At 31.9% G+C, this 18,965-nt stretch carries 17 protein-coding genes; 7 read left to right on the forward strand and 10 right to left on the reverse strand.

The genetic code is table 11. The annotated features are described in order from the left end of the window. Nucleotides 1-418: 418 nt before the first annotated feature. Nucleotides 419-994: a porin family protein gene (locus BXU10_RS06785; protein ID WP_078226700.1), complete on the reverse strand. Its 576-nt coding sequence runs from the start codon at nucleotides 992-994 to the stop codon at nucleotides 419-421. Nucleotides 995-1,431: 437 nt separating this feature from the next. Between BXU10_RS06785 and BXU10_RS06790 the strand changes: the two genes are divergently transcribed. Together BXU10_RS06790 and BXU10_RS06795 are read left to right on the forward strand one after the other, a co-directional pair. Next, on the forward strand, nucleotides 1,432-2,253 hold the full coding sequence (locus BXU10_RS06790; protein ID WP_078226701.1) for a phospholipase A: 822 nt from the start codon (nucleotides 1,432-1,434) through the stop codon (nucleotides 2,251-2,253). Nucleotides 2,254-2,291: 38 nt separating this feature from the next. Next, nucleotides 2,292-2,957, forward strand: a complete 666-nt coding sequence (locus BXU10_RS06795) for a M15 family metallopeptidase (RefSeq protein WP_078226702.1) — start codon at nucleotides 2,292-2,294, stop codon at nucleotides 2,955-2,957. Here the strand turns inward: BXU10_RS06795 and BXU10_RS06800 are convergent, their stop codons facing one another. The 8 genes from BXU10_RS06800 to tsaD all read right to left on the reverse strand — a co-directional run bounded on the left by BXU10_RS06800 (nucleotide 2,958) and on the right by tsaD (nucleotide 10,039). After that, nucleotides 2,958-3,521, reverse strand: coding sequence for a hypothetical protein (locus BXU10_RS06800; RefSeq protein ID WP_031455855.1), 564 nt, complete (start codon nucleotides 3,519-3,521; stop codon nucleotides 2,958-2,960). 2 nt (nucleotides 3,522-3,523) lie between these two features. Beyond that, nucleotides 3,524-4,708: an SAM-dependent methyltransferase gene (locus BXU10_RS06805; protein ID WP_078226703.1), complete on the reverse strand. Its 1,185-nt coding sequence runs from the start codon at nucleotides 4,706-4,708 to the stop codon at nucleotides 3,524-3,526. A gap of 2 nt (nucleotides 4,709-4,710) precedes the next feature. Then, on the reverse strand, nucleotides 4,711-5,802 hold the full coding sequence (locus BXU10_RS06810) for an AI-2E family transporter (protein ID WP_078227926.1): 1,092 nt from the start codon (nucleotides 5,800-5,802) through the stop codon (nucleotides 4,711-4,713). 109 nt (nucleotides 5,803-5,911) lie between these two features. Beyond that, a complete protein-coding gene (locus tag BXU10_RS06815; RefSeq protein WP_078226704.1) occupies nucleotides 5,912-6,874 on the reverse strand; it encodes a zinc metalloprotease in 963 nt (320 codons plus the stop codon). 153 nt (nucleotides 6,875-7,027) lie between these two features. Next, nucleotides 7,028-7,525 carry a TrmH family RNA methyltransferase gene (locus tag BXU10_RS06820; protein WP_078226705.1) on the reverse strand — a complete coding sequence of 166 codons (498 nt, stop codon included), beginning with the start codon at nucleotides 7,523-7,525 and terminating at the stop codon, nucleotides 7,028-7,030. 10 nt (nucleotides 7,526-7,535) lie between these two features. Beyond that, a complete protein-coding gene (locus BXU10_RS06825) occupies nucleotides 7,536-8,174 on the reverse strand; it encodes a DUF4159 domain-containing protein (RefSeq protein WP_078226706.1) in 639 nt (212 codons plus the stop codon). Between the two features lie 126 nt (nucleotides 8,175-8,300). Continuing rightward, nucleotides 8,301-9,014 (reverse strand): 16S rRNA (uracil(1498)-N(3))-methyltransferase, encoded by a 714-nt coding sequence (locus tag BXU10_RS06830; protein WP_078226707.1) that lies wholly within the window; start codon nucleotides 9,012-9,014, stop codon nucleotides 8,301-8,303. A 2-nt stretch (nucleotides 9,015-9,016) separates the two neighbouring features. After that, entirely contained in the window at nucleotides 9,017-10,039 is a 1,023-nt protein-coding gene (gene tsaD, locus BXU10_RS06835; protein WP_078226708.1) for a tRNA (adenosine(37)-N6)-threonylcarbamoyltransferase complex transferase subunit TsaD, read from the reverse strand. A 190-nt stretch (nucleotides 10,040-10,229) separates the two neighbouring features. Here tsaD and BXU10_RS06840 point away from each other — a divergent pair, with 190 nt between their 5' ends. The 5 genes from BXU10_RS06840 to BXU10_RS06860 all read left to right on the forward strand — a co-directional run bounded on the left by BXU10_RS06840 (nucleotide 10,230) and on the right by BXU10_RS06860 (nucleotide 18,600). Next, entirely contained in the window at nucleotides 10,230-14,735 is a 4,506-nt protein-coding gene (locus tag BXU10_RS06840) for a translocation/assembly module TamB domain-containing protein (RefSeq protein WP_223255401.1), read from the forward strand. Between the two features lie 436 nt (nucleotides 14,736-15,171). After that, nucleotides 15,172-16,158 (forward strand): 6-phosphofructokinase, encoded by a 987-nt coding sequence (gene pfkA / locus BXU10_RS06845; protein WP_031455864.1) that lies wholly within the window; start codon nucleotides 15,172-15,174, stop codon nucleotides 16,156-16,158. 73 nt (nucleotides 16,159-16,231) lie between these two features. Then, a complete protein-coding gene (gene gap / locus BXU10_RS06850; protein WP_078226710.1) occupies nucleotides 16,232-17,236 on the forward strand; it encodes a type I glyceraldehyde-3-phosphate dehydrogenase in 1,005 nt (334 codons plus the stop codon). Nucleotides 17,237-17,364: 128 nt separating this feature from the next. After that, complete coding sequence (locus BXU10_RS06855) at nucleotides 17,365-18,216, forward strand: N-acetylglucosamine kinase (RefSeq protein ID WP_078226711.1); 852 nt, start codon at nucleotides 17,365-17,367, stop codon at nucleotides 18,214-18,216. A 9-nt stretch (nucleotides 18,217-18,225) separates the two neighbouring features. After that, nucleotides 18,226-18,600, forward strand: a complete 375-nt coding sequence (locus tag BXU10_RS06860) for a methylglyoxal synthase (protein ID WP_078226712.1) — start codon at nucleotides 18,226-18,228, stop codon at nucleotides 18,598-18,600. Here BXU10_RS06860 and BXU10_RS06865 read toward each other — a convergent pair. Beyond that, nucleotides 18,581-18,961 carry a RidA family protein gene (locus tag BXU10_RS06865; RefSeq protein WP_031455868.1) on the reverse strand — a complete coding sequence of 127 codons (381 nt, stop codon included), beginning with the start codon at nucleotides 18,959-18,961 and terminating at the stop codon, nucleotides 18,581-18,583. The genes BXU10_RS06860 and BXU10_RS06865 overlap by 20 nt on opposite strands. Nucleotides 18,962-18,965 lie beyond the last annotated feature (4 nt).

Genomic DNA, 18,965 nt, shown 5'->3' on the forward strand with positions numbered 1-18,965 from the left:
TCCATAACGCCAAATCCTGAATTTAATAATATCATTTGGAAATTTTACGGCGCAGAATTCCAAAATGGCGGAGAGTGAAAATGTTACTGTAAAAATGTAAAAAACACTTTTTAAGGTCATGAACAGTATGAGAATAGCCGAATTCTTAAAAATGAACAGAAAAAATAATGCAATCAACGATATTAAAACCGTCAAAAAAATGTTCATTTTATAAATTTCCCTCAATATTAAAGGAGAGAAAGATTTTGCGATATTATTCATTACTGTTGTAAGTGTGGATTTATTCTGTTTTTGTATTCTAATGGAGGAAAAGTACAAAAAATAGCAATACTGCTCTTATAATTTTAATTAACAAATAATACCGCCTGCAACAGGTGGTACTATTTGTCTTTTAGCTATAAAATGAAATTGATTTGCTTTAAAAAATGTAAAAAAGACTGACTTGTGACATATGATTTTGAAAATCAGTTTTTACAGAGGTTGATTTTATTTTGCTTACATCGGTCAATCCCATGTAGTATCTGGCTCCAATACCTAAACCATTCGAAAATTGATACCCAATTCCTCCGACCATACCGGCATCAATTTTTTCTGCGAAATCATCATTGGTTATTTCTTTAAAATCTTCAGAAGCTAAAATTCCTACTTGAGGACCTGCTTCAAAATATAACCCGAAGTCTGTTTTATATTTTACGACAATTGGCACTGAGATATAAGATAGTTTTAGGTCTTTGTCATCAGAGAATTTGCTTTTTAACTTTGCACCTTGTGTAGAGTATAAAAACTCTTCCTGTACCGACCAGTTTTTATTAATATCAAAGGCTATAATCGCCCCGGCATGAAATCCGGGAAGACCTTCTGTGTCAAAATCAGCATTGTAAAAATCACTGTAATTACCACCAGCTTTAAGACCAAAATGTAGTCTGTCGAAAAAACTTTGGCTAAAAGAACTTGTGGATACCAGAACAATGCAGAGCAAAAATAAATTTTTCATGATTTACTATTTTAAATGTTATCAGGCAACATGCCTTTTTAATTTGATAGTACAAACGTAAAAGTCATTAGTGAGTGAACGCTAAAAAAAATAGTTGAAACGGACAAAATTTAAGGGGAAACGGTCTTGCTTATTTAAGAGTAGTGATGTCTTTTTCTAAAAGGTAAAAAAAAACGGTATTATACAGCAGGCCATAAAAATGGTATATTAGTACAGTGCGGAATTTTTTTTAACCTGATAAAATACAAAAAGAGAGAGCGTAGAGATTAGAGATTTCAATAAAAATGGATATAAGTTCTAATTTTTTAAATGATGTTTTACGGTCAGGGAATTGTAATAAATTTATTGGGTTAACTTTCTTATTTATTGAGTTAATATGATTTTTTGAATGCCGTAAATTAGTATAAATCCAAAAATAACTACAATTTACATAAAGAATGTACTTTAAATACGTATTAATTTTCGTTGCTTTGTTTTCAATCAAGGCGAACGCTCAAATTTTAGAACACGGAAAAGATTTTCGCGCAGCAGATTCACTTTTAAAAGAACCTGGTTTCTCTGTTCACAGAGATAATTATTTTTTAACAGGAATACCAATAAATGCTGATATTGACCGCAACTCTGCTGATGTAAAATATCAGGTTAGCTTTAAATTACGATTGAATTCAAAACCTTTGTGGGGTGGTTTCTTTCCTTATTTAATGTACACTCAAAAAGCTTTTTGGGATATTTACGCAAGTTCAAAACCATTTTCAGAAATCAATTTTAATCCAGGTGTAGCCATTGTTCGTCCATTTTATTTAAAAGGAGGAAGGCTGACCTATGGCGCAATCTCATTAGAACATGAATCAAACGGCAGGGATTCTATTTATTCCAGAACATGGAATATGCTGGCTTTTTCGTTAAAATCTCAGGTTTCGCCACGATGGACAGTTGGCATTAGAGGATGGTTTCCTCTTGTTGATAAGGAAGATAATCCTGGACTAACTAAGTATGTAGGTTATGGTGAAGCAAGCGCAACCTACCAGCTACAACCGGGTCGATGGAGTGCAGACATACTTTTTAGAAAAGGAAGCGGCCTTATCAATTACGGATCCCTGCAGACACAGGTAAACTGGAGACCCTACAAAGATGAGAATTATTACCTCACACTTCAGTGGTTTGTAGGATATACGGAAAGTTTAATTGATTACCGGGAACATAAAAGTATGGTGCGTTTAGGATTTACGATTAAACCTGAGAATATGGGCATTTTTTAAATTTTGTTTATATTTACCTAAACACAGTAATCTTCATTATGAAAGTAAAATCACCATTAACTACAGTTACAAATTTGTTTTTTTTTCTGATATCTTTTTTTTGGACTTCTTCTTCCATAGCTCAAAATGAAGTGTATACATCTGAAACTACAATTGCCGATAGTACTTTTGTTAATTTAAAAGAGTACAGTAAAGATTTTATCTACGATATGAAATATGCAACTGAGGATAATTTTTTAAAAGCCAAAGTTTATGATTGTGCCGAATGTTTTTTGCGTTTAAAAACAGTTAAGGCTTTGATAGCAGCTAATAAAAAGTTTATGAAAAAAGGCTATAGAATAAAACTGTATGACTGTTACAGACCTTTGTCTATTCAAAAAAAAATGTGGGAAATTGTTTCCAATCCTGAATATGTAGCAGATCCAAAAAAAGGCTCCATTCATAATAGAGGAGGAGCCGTTGATATTTCTATAGTTGATGCCGGAGGTAAGGAAGTTGACATGGGAACTCCCTTTGATTTCTTTGGAATTCAGGCAAGTCATAACTATACTAAACTTTCAAAAAAAGTAATTTCTAATAGAAAATTCCTTAGAAAAATAATGGCTGAAAATGGCTTTAATTCTTTTGATTCAGAATGGTGGCATTATAATTTAAAAACAGGTTTGAAAGACAAGGTTTCCAGTCAAAAATGGAATTGCGATTAATTATTCAACACATCTGATGTTTTCCATAAAATAAGTATCCGGATGATATACTTTTCCGTTCATTTCAGACGTTAATTCACTTCGTACAATATAATCCTGAGTGTCGGTTAAATATTTGATTCTCATAATGGTAACAGGTGATTTCTTCAATTCTTCATAATTATCTTTCATAAACACAAAAATTCCTGAATTTATCCTGTTGTTAAACTCTTTATCACGAATAAGTGTTCCGCAGTTTTCCTGATTAATGTGCAATAGGGTTACAATTTTGCCATTTTGCAATTGTAAAAATACTTTCGAGTTTTTGTCAAAACAATCCGCTTTTATAAAATCTTTGCTTTTTTGAATTAATTGAAGATTTAATGTTGGCAAGGCATCAGTTTTTGCCAAAGAAAAAAAGATATAATTTGATGTTCCGCCAAAGTTTTTTTCACTGATTAAATACTCATTTGTAACTTTATAAGTACCAATTGAATCCGTTACATTCGTAGCATATTCACAAGGTTTTTGGGCAAATGTGGAGAAAGTTAGCAGAAAAAAAGTTAGTGTAATTAAGTGTTTCATTTTTAAGTTATTTTTCTGCAAATTAAAACTATTTTGCTATTATTTTTATCAGTTGTAAAAAAACAATATGAATTTCCTCCATTTTTTATTTTCCACTTTTTTCGAATGCTTTCTACTGTTTCAGGAAAATTCCGTGTAGTAATATTTGCCTGCTGATTTAAAAGTTCCGATTTCATGTCATTTTTGTTGTATGATAACACTTTTTCAATTTCAAAACTCCGTCCTGGAAAAGCAATTAATTCATCAGAAGTGTATAAATGAGAATGTTTATGAAGTTTATTTATTTGGAAGGAAGCACTAACTTCATCAAAACCTCCCGATTTCATAATTGCCGAATTGGGTTCGTACAGAAATTTTTGTGGTAAATGATATGATGCATATTCTAATTTGTCCAAAACAAACTCAAAAGTTTCAATGTTTGCTTTTAAAATATTAGCAGTTTTTACGGTTACTTCGCCAGTATAATGATTATGAATTTCAAAAAGCAATTCTTTTACTTCGTTTTCCAAAGCAATAATATGGATGTTTTTTACGAATTTTAATTCTGATAAACCTGCTGAAATATCTAATAAAGGAGCTGTTTTAATTAATATTGAATCTGTTTTTTCAAAATAAAAATCCAATGATTCCGGAACATTTGGCGAGCAGTCTTTTAGCATAAACACTTTACCTTTAGCATCATTTCTACGGGAAGGATCTATGTAAATCCAATCCCATTTAAAGTCTGGTTCAGACTCATTTAAGATATTTGCAGAATCGTTGGCGTAGCAAAAACAATTTTTTACACCTAATTGCGTGAAATTATGTTTTACAATTGCCGATAAATCTTCGTTGATTTCGCAATGTGTAACGACTTTAAATTGTTTAGAAAAATAATAATCATCAACCCCAAAACCACCGGTAAGATCTATCAGCGTATTTCCTGAAATTAATGAAGCTTTATAAGAAGCAGTTTTCTCTGAAGAAGTTTGTTCTACAGAAACTTTACCCGGATAAATTATGTTTTCTGTAGAAAACCATGTGGGTAATTTTTCCCTAGCTTTTGTTTTGGCCTCAATTTGATTCAAAATTAAAATCCAGTCAACCTCTGGGAAAGGATTTTTCTGAAGTGCTAATTTTGAAATGGATGCACCACTATTTTTAGATATAAATTCCTGAATGTTTTTGTTTAAAATCGAATAGTTCAATGCTAAATTCTTTCTGTTAATACGGTCACAATTTTGTTATCAGGAAAAAATTCCTTCAAAATTACTTTTACCATTGTAAAAACCGGAATGGCGATAATCATTCCTACAATTCCAAAAGTAATTCCGCTGATTATCGTAATCAGAAATATTTCCAGCGGATGCGAATTTACACTTTTTGAAGAAATTATAGGCTGACTAATATTGTTATCAATAGCCTGGACGATCAGGAATCCTATGATGACATAAATAGTTGTTGGTAAAATTTCAGATTGAAAATCAGCACCAATCAAACTAATCATGGTTAAAATTCCGGCTAATATTGTTCCGATAATTGGTCCTATGTACGGAATGATATTTAAAATAGCACATAAAAAGGCAATTACAAAGGCGTTTTTATTTCCAAAAATGATTAATACAATCAAATACAAAATAAACACAACTGTTAATTGTAATAATAACCCAATAAAATAGCGTGTTAAAAAGTGATTTATTTTTGTAATTGAGTTTATAATTTTATCTTCATTATTATCAGGCAAAATTTTTCTGGCCTTTGCTTTAAAATCATCCTGATCCTTTACAAAGAAAAAAGTAATAAAAAATACCGAAACTAATCCCATTCCCATATCGGCAACAAATCCTAAGATAGAGTTTATAAACCGCGTAAAATAACTAAAATTAAACATTGATGTTATTTTTGATTCTTTAAGCATTTGATTTATATCTACATGTTTGATATTAAAATAGGTTTCTATGCTTCTTTCAGTTTCAATAAATTGTGATTGCAGCTGATTGGAGTCTAACAATGCTAAATTGTTGGCTTGTGAAATGATTAACGGAACAAACAAAAAGATAAAACCAACCATCATTAAAATAAAAAAAAGGATAGCAGTTGTAGCAGCCAGGGAATTGCCAAACTTTAATTTGGTTTTTAAAAACTGAACCATAGGATTTGCGATCAAACATAATATAAGTGAGATGCACAGATATACAATTACGGTTTGTATTTCATACAAAAAATATAAGACAGCTCCAATAATCAAAATAGTTGTTAAAGCTCTTAAGATTCCATTTGAAATAATCTTTGATGTTATCATGTTTTGAATTTTGACCATAAATATAGGAAAAGCTTTTTAGATTATTTGCTGCAAACAAAAAAAGCGAGATTGTTATATCTCGCTTTGATGTTTTATGATGTATGCTTTTTTAGATTCCAAAAGAAGCTCTTGGCCCTCCGGAAACAAATATAGCAGCCATTCTGTTTTTTTGGCCTGTTGAGAACATATACATGGCATTGTCATTAGTATAATCCATGTAGTTCATTGTCATTTCTACAGGAGTTCCAGGACATGTACTGTAATGCGGGTAAGCTGGAACACCATAGTTTTCTTCGTTATGAACAGGAGTATCTGATACCAAATCACTTCCACAAGTTGCATCTCCCCAAATATGACGTAAATTCATCCAGTGACCTACTTCGTGAGTTCCTGTTCTTCCTAAATTAAAAGGAGCATTGGCAGCACCTGATAATCCAAAATATCTGTAATCAATCACAACACCATCAGTTGATGATGGTCCACCCGGAAATTGCGCATATCCCAAAATATCATCACCAATAACACATGACCATAAATTAAGTTTGGTTGTTGGCGAAGTTGGAGCCAATCCCCCCTGAGCAGTTTTTTTCATAGCATCGTTTGTTCCCCATTGGGTTTTGGTAGTCGATTTTCTAATCACCTGATCTAAAACAAATGTAATTCCAACATTTGCTTTTACACCAGAAAAAAGCGCAGGAACATTGTTGTAATCTGAATTTAAGGCATTAAAATCCTTGTTTAAAACATCAATTTGGGATTGAATTTGTGCTGTTGAAATATTCTGCGCAGCGGTTCTGTATAAAACATTCACTACAACAGGAATTTCGATTTTACCATTTACTAAACGGTTTGTCAGGATGCTTTTGTTTGTAAATGATTCAATTTCATTCATTCTGATAGCCAGCATTGGATCCGCTTTTAACTGTGCGTCTAAAACTTGTTGGGACGCGCATCCACGTCTGGTAGCAACACTTGAATTTAAATTTGAACTTGAATCTGATGATTCTGTTTGTTCATTTTGACAAGAAAACAGCATAAGAGCTGTAATTGCGGAAAAAAAAAATTTTTTCATGATAAAGGGGTTTTTGTTATAAAATTACTTTTAGGTTAAATATTAACCCAATTTTATAACAAATATTGTAAACTACCAAATTTTTATAACAAATTATTAACCAGAAATTTACGAACCCTTATGTAGTCTAGTTCTTATAAAAAGTTAAATTTTTCATTTGGAAGTTAATTCGTACAAAATTATACTTGCAGCCTGAACAACATTCATACTGCTGTTTTTTCCAAACATATTAATGTGAACGATTTGATTTGAAATTTCTAAAAGCTTATCAGAGATTCCCTCAATTTCACTTCCTATCAAGAGTGCTATCTTTTTGTTTTCAGGAATTATGACTTCTTTTAGGGGTTTACTGTTACTCGTAATTTCTAACGCAATAATTTCAAAATTATTTTCGATTAAATAGTCAACTAATTCAGCTGTTTCTTCAATAACAATATGGGGCACGTGGAGATGAGTGCTTCTTGAAGTCTTGTTTATTTTTCTGGGAGTTAATGGAATATCTTTTCCTAAAAAGATGATATTTTCGACACCAAAAGCTTCACTGATCCTAAAAAGAGAACCAATATTTTGCTGAAAATAGATGTGATCACAAACAAGGGTTATTGGAAATGTTTTTCTTTCAAATTGATTTTCTTTGTGAGTAAGCTGCACTGTCTGGAAATTAATTGGTAAAAATATAGTTGATAATGTTGGCCCCCATTTTTAATGCCTTTTGACGTACTTCTGCCGGATCATTATTTACTTCCGGATCTTCCCAACCGTCACCAAGATCACATTCGTAAGTATAAAGTAAAACCAGTTTGTTTTCTACAAAAATGCCAAAGGCCTGAGGTCTTTTTGCATCATGCTCGTGAATTTTTGGTAACCCGTTCGGAAAAGGGAAGGGTTTTTGAAAAATAGGATGACTGGCAGGAATTTCAATCAGATTATTGTTAGGGAATATTTTTTTGATTTCTTTTCGAATATATTGATCCATTCCGTAATTATCATCAATGTGAAGAAAACCGCCACCATTTAAATAATTCCTGAGATTACTGATGTCAGAATTGCTGAAAACAACATTTCCATGTCCGGTCATGTGCACAAAAGGATACGAAAGTAAATCCGGACTGCCTGGTTCAACAGTTGATGGTTTTGCTTTTATCTGTGTTTGAATGTTCGAATTGCAAAACCGTATTAAGTTTGGCAACGAAGTAGGATTTGCATACCAATCACCGCCACCGCTGTATTTAAGCAAAGCAATTTCTTGTGAAAATGAAGAGATGGAAGCGAATAGAAACAAGAAAAATATTTTTTTCATAACTATTTATATTTTTTGTCATTTCGACGAAGGAGAAATCACATTCAATATTCGACAAAGATTGAAGATTATAAATGCGGAGTTTCTAGTGTGATTTCTCCTTAGTCAAAATGACAAGTTGACGATTTAATTAATATTCTCATTAAAAAATACAACACTGTGACAAGCCACCACGGCGGCAGTTTCAGTACGTAAACGAGTGTTTCCTAAAGTCACAGGCTGGAAATTATTTTCAAGAGCCAGTATAATTTCTTTTTCCGAAAAGTCTCCTTCGGGTCCAATTAATAAGGTAACATTTTCATTTGGTTTCAAGACTTCTTTCAATGATTTTTTATCAGTCTCTTCACAATGAGCAATTAATTGCAGGCCTTCATTTTTTTGTTTAATAAATTCCTTAAATGAAATGGCTTCGTTTAGTTTTGGTAAAAAAGTTTCATTAGATTGTTTCATTGCTGATAAAATAATCTTTTCAAAACGCTCTTTATTAACCACTTTTCTCTCAGATCGATCGCAAAAAACGGGTGTGATTTCCTGTATACCAATCTCGGTTGCTTTTTCTAAAAACCATTCAAAACGATCATTCATTTTGGTTGGCGCTACGGCTAAGTGTAAACGGAATCTTGGTTTCGGAGATTTTTTTATAGAAAGCACTTCCACAATGCATTTATTATCTGAGGCAAGTGTTATTTCGGTTTCAAATAATAATCCCAAACCATTTGTAACGTGTAGAATATCGGAATCTTTTTTTCGTAAAACCTTTATGATATGACGGCTTTCTTCTTTATCAAAAGAAAAAGTTTCAGTCGTTTCGTCGATATTTGGATTGTAAAATAATTGCATAATTAAAATTGAATTCGTGCTTTTGAAACAACTGCTGAAGTTTCAAAACGCCCTGATAAATATTTCTGATAACCAACAATTCCTATCATTGCAGCATTATCTGTTGTATATTCAAATTTCGGAACAAAGGTTTTCCAGCCGTATTTACCTTCACTTTCCTTCAATCTGGTTCTGATTCCTGAATTTGCCGAAACACCTCCGCCAATAGCAATTTGCCTGATCCCTGTTTCTTTTACAGCTAATTTTAATTTATCCATTAAAATTTCTATAATAGTATGTTGAATAGAGGCGCAAATATCATTCATGTTTTCTTCAATGAAATTCGGATTTTCTATTTTTTTCTTTTGGATAAAATATAAAATAGCGGTTTTTAATCCCGAGAAACTAAAATCTAATCCCGGTACTTTTGGTTTTGTAAATGCAAATGCTTTCGGGTTACCTTCTTTTGCATATTTATCGATCAAAGGTCCTCCAGGGTAGGGAAGTCCAAGTATTTTGGCACTTTTATCAAAAGCTTCTCCAACAGCATCATCAGTAGTCTCACCAATGATTTCCATGTCAAAAAAACCGTTAACTTTTACAATTTGTGTATGTCCTCCGCTAATGGTTAGAGCTAAAAAAGGAAATTCAGGTTTGTCAAAGCCCTCTTCATCTATAAAGTGGGCTAAAATGTGTGCGTGCATATGATTTACAGCAATCAACGGAATTTTTAATGCCAGTGATAATGACTTACTAAAAGAACTTCCAACGAGTAATGAGCCCATTAAACCAGGACCTTGGGTAAAAGCAATGGCTGTTAATTGCTCTTTTTGTACATTTGCTTTACGTAATGCAGCATCAATTACAGGCACAATATTCTGTTGATGTGCTCTGGAAGCCAGCTCCGGAACTACACCGCCATATTGGTTGTGAATTAACTGATTCGCTACAACATTTGAGAGTACTTTGTCGTTATGTAAAACCGCGGCGGCAGTATCATCGCAGGAACTTTCGATGGCAAGAATAAAAACCTCTGAATTTTGCATATAAAGGCACAAATTTTGAATTATATTTGACAAATCAAATTTTTAATTTGCTTTGATTGTAAAGGAGGAGCCAAAATTAAAGAATTTTTATCAAAAACAGTCGTACTTTGTCTGTTCAAAATAAATTTAAAAGAAAACTAAAATAAAAGCAGCTATCAAAAAAGTAAAGAAAATAGTATCCAGAACCCTAATGGGCTTAGTTTTGCTTATACTGGTATCTGCTATTACTTTGTCTTTGCCTGTGGTGCAAACCAAAATTGCGCATTACATAGCTGAAACACTAAATACCGATTTTAAAACGAATATCAGTATCGATAAAGTGGCCATAAATGTTTTTGGAGGTGTTAAACTTAAAAAAGTATTGATTCTCGACCATCATAAAAAAACTTTAATTTATTCGGATATTATTACCACCGATATTTTAAGTTTAACCCGATTGATTGATGGTGATTTGATTTTTGGAGATGTTCGCTTAACAGGTTTGATTTTTAATTTGAAAACGTATAAAAATGAAGATGAAAATAATATCAATGTTTTTATAAGATTATTTGAATCAGGAAAACCAACTAAATCCAAAAAACACTTTTTGTTAACGGCCAGGAATGCCTATATTTCTCAGGGAGCATTTTCTGCAATTGATGAGAATAAAAAAACGCCAAAGATTATTGACTTTAAAAAACTGAATACTTATATCAGTGAATTTAAAATATATGGTTCTGAAATAAACACCAATATTCATAGATTTTCTTTTTTAGATCACAGAGGTCTTTATGTAACAAATCTGAGTTCAAAGTTTAGTTATTCCAAAAAACAAATTAAACTCGAAAATTTAGCGATAACAACCAAAAGATCCAATATTTACGGTAAGGCGATTTTAAATTATAAAGTTAAAGATTTTTTAGAATTCACTGATAAAGTAAGGTTTGATGTGGCATTAGATTCAGCTTCTTTAGCTTCAAACGATATACGCTATTTTTATAAAGGCTTAGGGAAAAATCAGCACTTTAAAATTAAAACTAAAATAGAAGGGCCCTTAAATAATCTTAATTTAAAAGGATTGAGATTAAGAGATACAAATGGCTCAAGAATAACAGGTAATATTAATTTCAGAAATCTTTTAGGAAACAAAACTCAAAAGTTTTCTATGAATGGTAAGTTTGATAAACTGATTTCGAGTTATGATAATTTAGTTGTTTTGCTGCCAGATGTTTTAGGAAAAAAACTTCCAAAGGAACTGCAAAGAATTGGTAAATTCAATATTGTGGGTACAGTAAAAGTATCGACAACAGATTTAGAATCCAAATTTAAAATGGCAACTGATTTAGGGAACGGTCAGATTCAATTAAATATGAATAATATTGATTTTATTGATAAAGCTTCCTATTCAGGAAATGTTATTTTGGATAATTTCAATGTGGGTGCCTTATTAAATAGAAAAGATATTGGTAAAACGACCTTAAATTTAGATGTTGACGGAGTTGGCTTTTCTAAGAAATATCTAAACACGATTATAAAAGGAGATATTGCCAAACTCGACTACAATAAATATACTTATAATAATATTGTAGTAAATGGGAATTTTAAATTGCCTTATTATAAAGGGCAGGTCGCTATTAATGACCCTAATTTGAACCTGACATTTGATGGTTTGGTTGATTTGAGTAAACGCGAAAACAAATACGACTTTCATATTAATGTAGAAAATTCGGATTTAAGAAAACTGAAACTGGTTAAGGATTCAATTTCCACATTTACTGGAGATGCTATTGTTCAGGTCACTGGTAATTCTATTCAAAATTTACAGGGAAATATATATATAAAAGATGCTGTCTATCAAAACCCGAAATCAACGTATGTTTTTGATGAAGTAACTGTGAACTCAAGTTTTGATTCGGATAAATTACGCACAATAACCGTTAATTCGACAGATGTTGTAAACGGGAAAATAGTAGGTAAATTTCAGTTTGATCAGTTAGATAAATTGGTAATGAATTCTGTTGGAAGCCTTTATACAAATTATAAACCTCATAAAGTCAAGAAAGGGCAGTTTTTGCGTTTCAATTTTCATGTTTACAATAAAGTAGTTGAAATGCTGTATCCGGATATTAAAATTGATTCAAGTACAGTTTTGCGCGGCAAGATAGATTCTGATAAACAGGAATTTAAGTTTAGATTTAATTCACAACAAATAACGGCTTCAAAAAATACATTTGATAACGTCCGAATCAATATTGATAATAAAAACCCATTGTATAATGCTTTTGTCGAATTGGATAGTATAAAAACACCTTACTATAAAGTTCGTGATTTCAGCCTGATTAATGTAACTTCTAAAGATACACTGTTTGTTCGTTCTGAGTTTAAAGGAGGAAACAAAGGAGAGGATTATTATAATTTGAACTTATATCATACTATAGATAAAAACAAAAATAATATAGTTGGAATTCATAAATCTGAAATGAAATTTAAAGACTACTTATGGTATTTAAATGAAGATGAGGAAGATAACAATCAGGTAGTTTTCGATAAAAACTTTAAAAACTTTACTATTGATAATATCATATTGTCACATGAAAATCAAAAAATTGATTTGAATGGAGTTATAAAAGGAGCTGATTATAAGGATGTTGTTTTGAATTTTGAAGATGTTGATATCAATAAAATTACTCCTTTAAATAATAAATTTGTAGTAAATGGGAATTTGAATGGAAGTATAAATTATAAGCAGAATAAAAATGTCTACCAGCCTACAGCTTCTATTGAAATTGATCATTTAAATTTAAATAAAATAGATTTAGGAACTTTAAAGTTCGATATTTCGGGAGATGAAGCGTTTAAAAAGTTTACTATAAATTCATCTATTGAAAATAATTTTACTGAATCTTTTAAAGCAGAAGGCAGTTTTGCTATTCAGAATAAAGAAACCATGTTAGATTTAAAATTAAAACTGGATGGTTTTAATTTGGCTACTCTGGGAACAATTGGAGGAAATGTTTTGTCCAATATAAGAGGAACTGTTTCAGGAAATGCTGCAATTGCCGGTAATCTTAAAAAACCTGAAATTAATGGAAGGCTGTATGTTGAAAAAGCAGGTATGACTGTTACATACCTTAATACAGATTATGAACTTAACAATCGTACTGTAGTAGATTTAACAGATGAAAAATTCTTATTTAGAAACAATCAGTTGACGGATACCAAGTTTGGAACAAAAGGTTTATTGAATGGCAGTATTGAACATAAGAACTTTGGAGACTGGAAATTAGATTTAACCATAACTTCAAAACGATTATTGGCATTAGATACAAAAGACAGTGAAGATGCTGCTTATTTTGGAAAGGCTTTTATTAATGGAACTGCAAGTATCAAAGGGCCAACAGAAGCCTTGTTTATTAAAGTTGATGCAAAATCTGGTAAAGATACACAGATAAAGATACCCATAAGTAATGTACAAAGTGTTGAAGAAAAAAGTTTTATCCATTTTGTAACGCCCAAGGAAAAATATAATTTAGCTAATGGTATTGTAGAGAAAACAAAAAACTATAATGGCCTGGAATTAGAATTTGATTTTGATATTACCCCCGATGCAGAAATAGAGGTTATTTTAGACAGGGATTCCGGACACGGTATGAAAGGTAAAGGATATGGATCGCTACTGTTTAAAATCAATACTCTTGGTAAGTTTAACATGTGGGGGGATTTTCAGGCTTATGAAGGAACCTATAATTTTAAATATGGCGGATTAATAGATAAAAAATTCGCTGTTAGAAAGGGAGGCTCAATTATTTGGGAGGGTAACCCTATGAAAGCACAATTAAATTTAGAAGCTGTATATACAACTATAGCAAATCCTGCTGTTTTATTAGAGAATTCTTCATTTAATAAAAAGGTTACGGTAGAGGTTGTTATAGGCTTAAGAGGAGATTTAACTAGTCCGGAACCAAATTTTGATATTCAGTTTCCTTCTGTAAGTAATGTTTTAAAATCAGAAATACAATATAAACTGGATGACAAAGACATTCGTCAGACTCAGGCATTATATTTATTATCCACTGGTTCTTTTATGAGTACAGATGGTTTTAGTCAGGGAGATTTGTCAGGAACATTGTCTGAAACAGCTATGAGCTTATTGGGAGGGATAATTAAGTCAGATAATGATAAAATCAATGTTGGGTTTAATTATGTTTCTGCAGACAGACGTATTGGTCAAGAGGCTGATGGTCGGGTTGTAGCAACTGTAACGTCGCAAATTAATGAACGTATTGCTATTAACGGAAAACTTGGAGTGCCGGTAGGAGGTGTAAATGAATCGGCAATTGTAGGTGATATTGAAGTACAATACAGAATTAATGAAGATGGAACTGCAAACCTTCGTTTATTTAATAAGGAAAATGATATTAGTTATGTAGGTCAGGGAATTGGTTACACACAAGGTGTTGGTATTAGTTACGAAGTAGATTTTGATACTTTTAGCGAGTTAGTCAATAAAATTTTCAAAAAATATAAATTAGAAAAAACGGGTAAAAATTCCAATGACTTGCAGGATTCTAATTTAAACCCAGATTATATTAATTTTGTAAACTCTAAAAAAGAAGCTGAAAAGGATAAAAAGAAGTCCGATAAAAAAGAAGAAAAGAAACAAGAACAACAACAAAATAACAACAATCAGGGACTAATACCAGACAATGACTTTTAAAAATATCATTATAAATTTAACCCATTGGGAAATTGATTACATTTGATTTGATGAAAAGACAGATCTGAAATGTAATTTGAGTATAAAAACATTCTTAATGAAAATTTGTCATTATGAGTTGAAGGCTTTTAACAGAAATGGGTTTTGAATCTAAAATTAGCACATATTTTTATTCGTCAAAAGGTTGTGATATAATATTTTAAACATCTTTTCTAAATCATTATAAAATACAAAATTTTGTAACACTTCATTTCTGGATTGTTAATTTTACATTTTTAATTAAAAAAGGATACTTTTATTATTTTAAATGAATTTTTTGCGATATAAAAACTTATTAACCGAAAACGTTTGAATTTGGTGATTTATACCAATTTATAATAATCATCTACTGAAAAGTGGTGAATGTTTGCTAATTTTACACTTTAATACTTAAATAATGCCAAAAACAATAAAAAAAGTAGGTGTTCTTACTTCAGGAGGAGACTCACCAGGAATGAATGCCGCAATACGATCAGTTGTTCGAACATGCGCCTATCATAATATAGAATGTTTGGGAATTTATAGAGGTTATCAGGGAATGATTGAAGGAGACTTCAAAGAAATGGGACCTAGAAGTGTAAATAATATTGTAAACAAAGGTGGAACGATTTTAAAATCGGCACGTTCAATTGAATTCAGGACACCTGAAGGAAGAAAAAAAGCACACGACAATCTTGTAAAAGCCGGGGTTGATGCTTTGGTAGTTATAGGTGGAGACGGAAGTTTTACCGGGGGGTTAATTTTTAATTCTGAATACGGTTTTCCTGTTATGGGTATTCCGGGTACAATTGATAATGATATTTTTGGAACAAGTCATACTTTAGGTTACGATACTGCCTTAAATACAGTTGTAGATTGTATCGATAAAATTAGAGATACTGCAAGTTCACATAACCGATTGTTTTTTGTGGAAGTTATGGGTAGAGATGCAGGTCACATTGCTCTTAATGCCGGTATAGGTGCAGGGGCAGAAGAAATTCTTATTCCTGAGGAAGATTTAGGTCTTGAAAGGCTTTTAGATTCTCTTCAAAAAAGTAAAGCTTCAGGAAAATCATCAAGTATAGTAGTAATCGCTGAGGGTGATAAAATTGGTAAAAATGTATTCGAATTAAAAGACTATGTTGAAGCTAATTTACCTGAGTATGACGTGCGTGTATCTGTTTTGGGACACATGCAGCGTGGAGGTTCTCCTTCATGTTTCGACCGTGTTTTAGCAAGTCGTTTAGGAGTAAAAGCAGTAGAGTCATTAATAGATGGTAAATCAAATTACATGGTTGGTTTACAGCAGGATAAAGTAGCTTTGACTCCGTTGGAACAGGCAATTAAAGGAAAGTCTGAAATTGACAGAGAATTATTAAGAGTATCAGATATAATGTCAACATAAAAAGAAACGAAGTTTATAGTGAGAAAATTAAACTTTAAATAGTTAAATAAAAACAAAAACAAAATCGAGTAAAATGTCAAAAGTAAAATTAGGAATAAACGGATTTGGACGTATTGGAAGAATCGTTTTCAGAGAATCTTTCAACAGAGATAATGTAGAAGTAGTTGCAATCAATGATTTATTAGATGTAGATCACTTAGCTTACTTATTAAAATATGATTCAGTTCACGGTCGTTTCGACGGAACTGTAGAAGTAAAAGAAGGAAAACTTTATGTAAACGGAAGAAATATCCGTATTACTGCTGAAAGAAATCCAGCTGACTTGAAATGGAATGAAGTTGATGTTGATGTAGTAGCTGAATGTACTGGTATTTTCACAACTATCGAAACTGCAAATGAGCACATTAAAGGTGGTGCTAAAAAAGTAATCATTTCTGCTCCTTCTGCAGATGCTCCAATGTTTGTAATGGGTGTAAACCACGAAACTGCAAAAGCTTCTGATTTAGTTGTTTCTAACGCTTCTTGTACTACAAACTGTTTAGCTCCTTTGGCTAAAGTTATTCACGATAATTTCGGAATTGTAGAGGCTTTAATGACTACTGTTCACGCTACAACTTCAACTCAAATGACTGCTGACGGACCTTCTAGAAAAGACTGGAGAGGTGGACGTGCAGCGGCAATCAATATCATTCCTTCTTCAACAGGTGCTGCAAAGGCGGTTGGAAAAGTTATCCCTGAATTAAACGGGAAATTAACTGGTATGGCTTTCCGTGTACCTACTGCTGACGTTTCTACAGTAGATTTAACGGTAAAAGTGGCTAAAGAAACTTCATACGAAGAGATTATGGCAGTTTTGAAAAAAGCTTCTGAAAATGAATTAAAAGGTATCTTAGGATATACTGAAGATGCAGTTGTTTCTCAGGATTTCATTTCTGATAAAAGAACTTCAATCATTGATGCTACTGCAGGAATTGGTTTAAATTCAACTTTCTTCAAATTGGTATCATGGTACGATAATGAGTACGGGTACTCTAGTAAATTGATTGATTTATCTGTGCATATCGCAGGTTTAAAATAATATTTTATTAAATGATAAAATCCCGTTATCTCAAAGTAACGGGATTTTCTTATTTTGTTATGTCTTTAATTAATGTGAAAAACACACTTTTAATTAAAGTTAAACTAACTAAAAAAAACTAAACTAAAATGAAATTAATAGTTGATAGCGGTTCTACTAAGGCTGATTGGATAGCGATTGATGATAATGGTAAAGTATTGTTTACTACGCAAACTTTAGGATTGAACCCGGAAATTCTTGATGGTCCTGAAATTATTGAAAGAGTAAATGATCGTTTTGATATTTCTCAAAATCGAAAAGAAGCTACACATTTGTTCTTTTACGGTGCAGGTTGCGGAACTGAAAGAATGCAAACTGCATTAAAAGAGGTGTTTAGAGTGTATTTTGAAAATGCAATTGTAGAGGTTCATGAGGATACCTATGCAGCAGTTTATGCAACTACACCAAAAGGAGAAGAGGCAATTGTTAGTATTTTGGGTACTGGTTCTAATTGCAGTTATTTTGATGGGAAAATATTGCACCAAAAAGTACAGTCATTAGGCTATATTGCGATGGATGACTGTAGCGGAAATGTTTTTGGAAAAGAATTGATCAGAAAATATTATTTCAATAAAATGCCTAAAGAACTGGCAGTTGAGTTTGAAAAAGAATACGATTTGGATCCTGATTTTATTAAAAATAAATTATATAAAGAGCCAAACCCAAATGCTTATTTAGCAACTTTTGCCAAGTTTTTGATTCAGCATAAAGAGTCTGAGTTTTGTAGAAAAATAATTTTCAAAGGGATGAAATCTTTTGTTAAAAACTATATTAAACAATATGATAATTGCCAGGAAGTTCCTGTTCATTTTGTTGGTTCTATAGCTTTTTATTTAAAAGATGAATTACAGGAAATATTTGATAAGTATGAACTTAAATTAGGTAATGTTTTGAGACGTCCAATTGACGGTCTGATAGCTTATCACGTTGCTAATAAATAAGAATTTAGAATGGAAATTGCAATTATTGCACATGATGGTAAAAAAGCAGACTTGATTAATTTTTTAATTAAAAATACAGAGGTTCTGCAAAATGAGAATGTAAGTTTAATTGGTACTGGTACAACAGGAGGCAAAGCGGAAGCAGCCGGTTTTAAAACAAGGCGAATGCTCTCAGGGCCTTTGGGCGGAGATGCTCAGATTGCCGGAAGAGTAGCCGAAGGATTAACTCAAATGGTTTTCTTTTTTAAAGACCCTTTGTCCAGTCACCCGCACGAAGCAGATATAAATATGTTAATAAGGGTTTGTGATGTACATAATGTGCCATTGGCAACCAATGAAGCAACGGCACAATTATTATTAGAGGCTATTGCACAGCGATTATAGAAATCTCAACATTTACATTTTTTGGCAAACAAGCCACTTGAACCGTTTCACGTGCTGGAGCGGTTTTTTCATTAAAATAAGATCCGTAAACAGTGTTTATTGCTGCAAAATTATTCATATCCATAATAAAAATAGAAGCCTTTACAATATTCTCAAATGTCATATTTGCGGCTTCAAGAATGGCAGAAATATTTTGCATAACCTGATGTGTTTCATCGTTTATGTTTTCTGTAACAAGTTCTCCTGTAGACGGGTTTATAGCTATTTGTCCGGAAGCATACAATGTGTTTCCTGATAAAACAGCCTGATTATAAGGTCCTATTGGTGCCGGTGCTTTTTCGGTAAAGATTATTTTTTTCATATCA

This window comes from Flavobacterium sp. LM4, from assembly GCF_002017935.1.
In the GTDB taxonomy this organism is placed as follows: domain Bacteria; phylum Bacteroidota; class Bacteroidia; order Flavobacteriales; family Flavobacteriaceae; genus Flavobacterium; species Flavobacterium chungangense.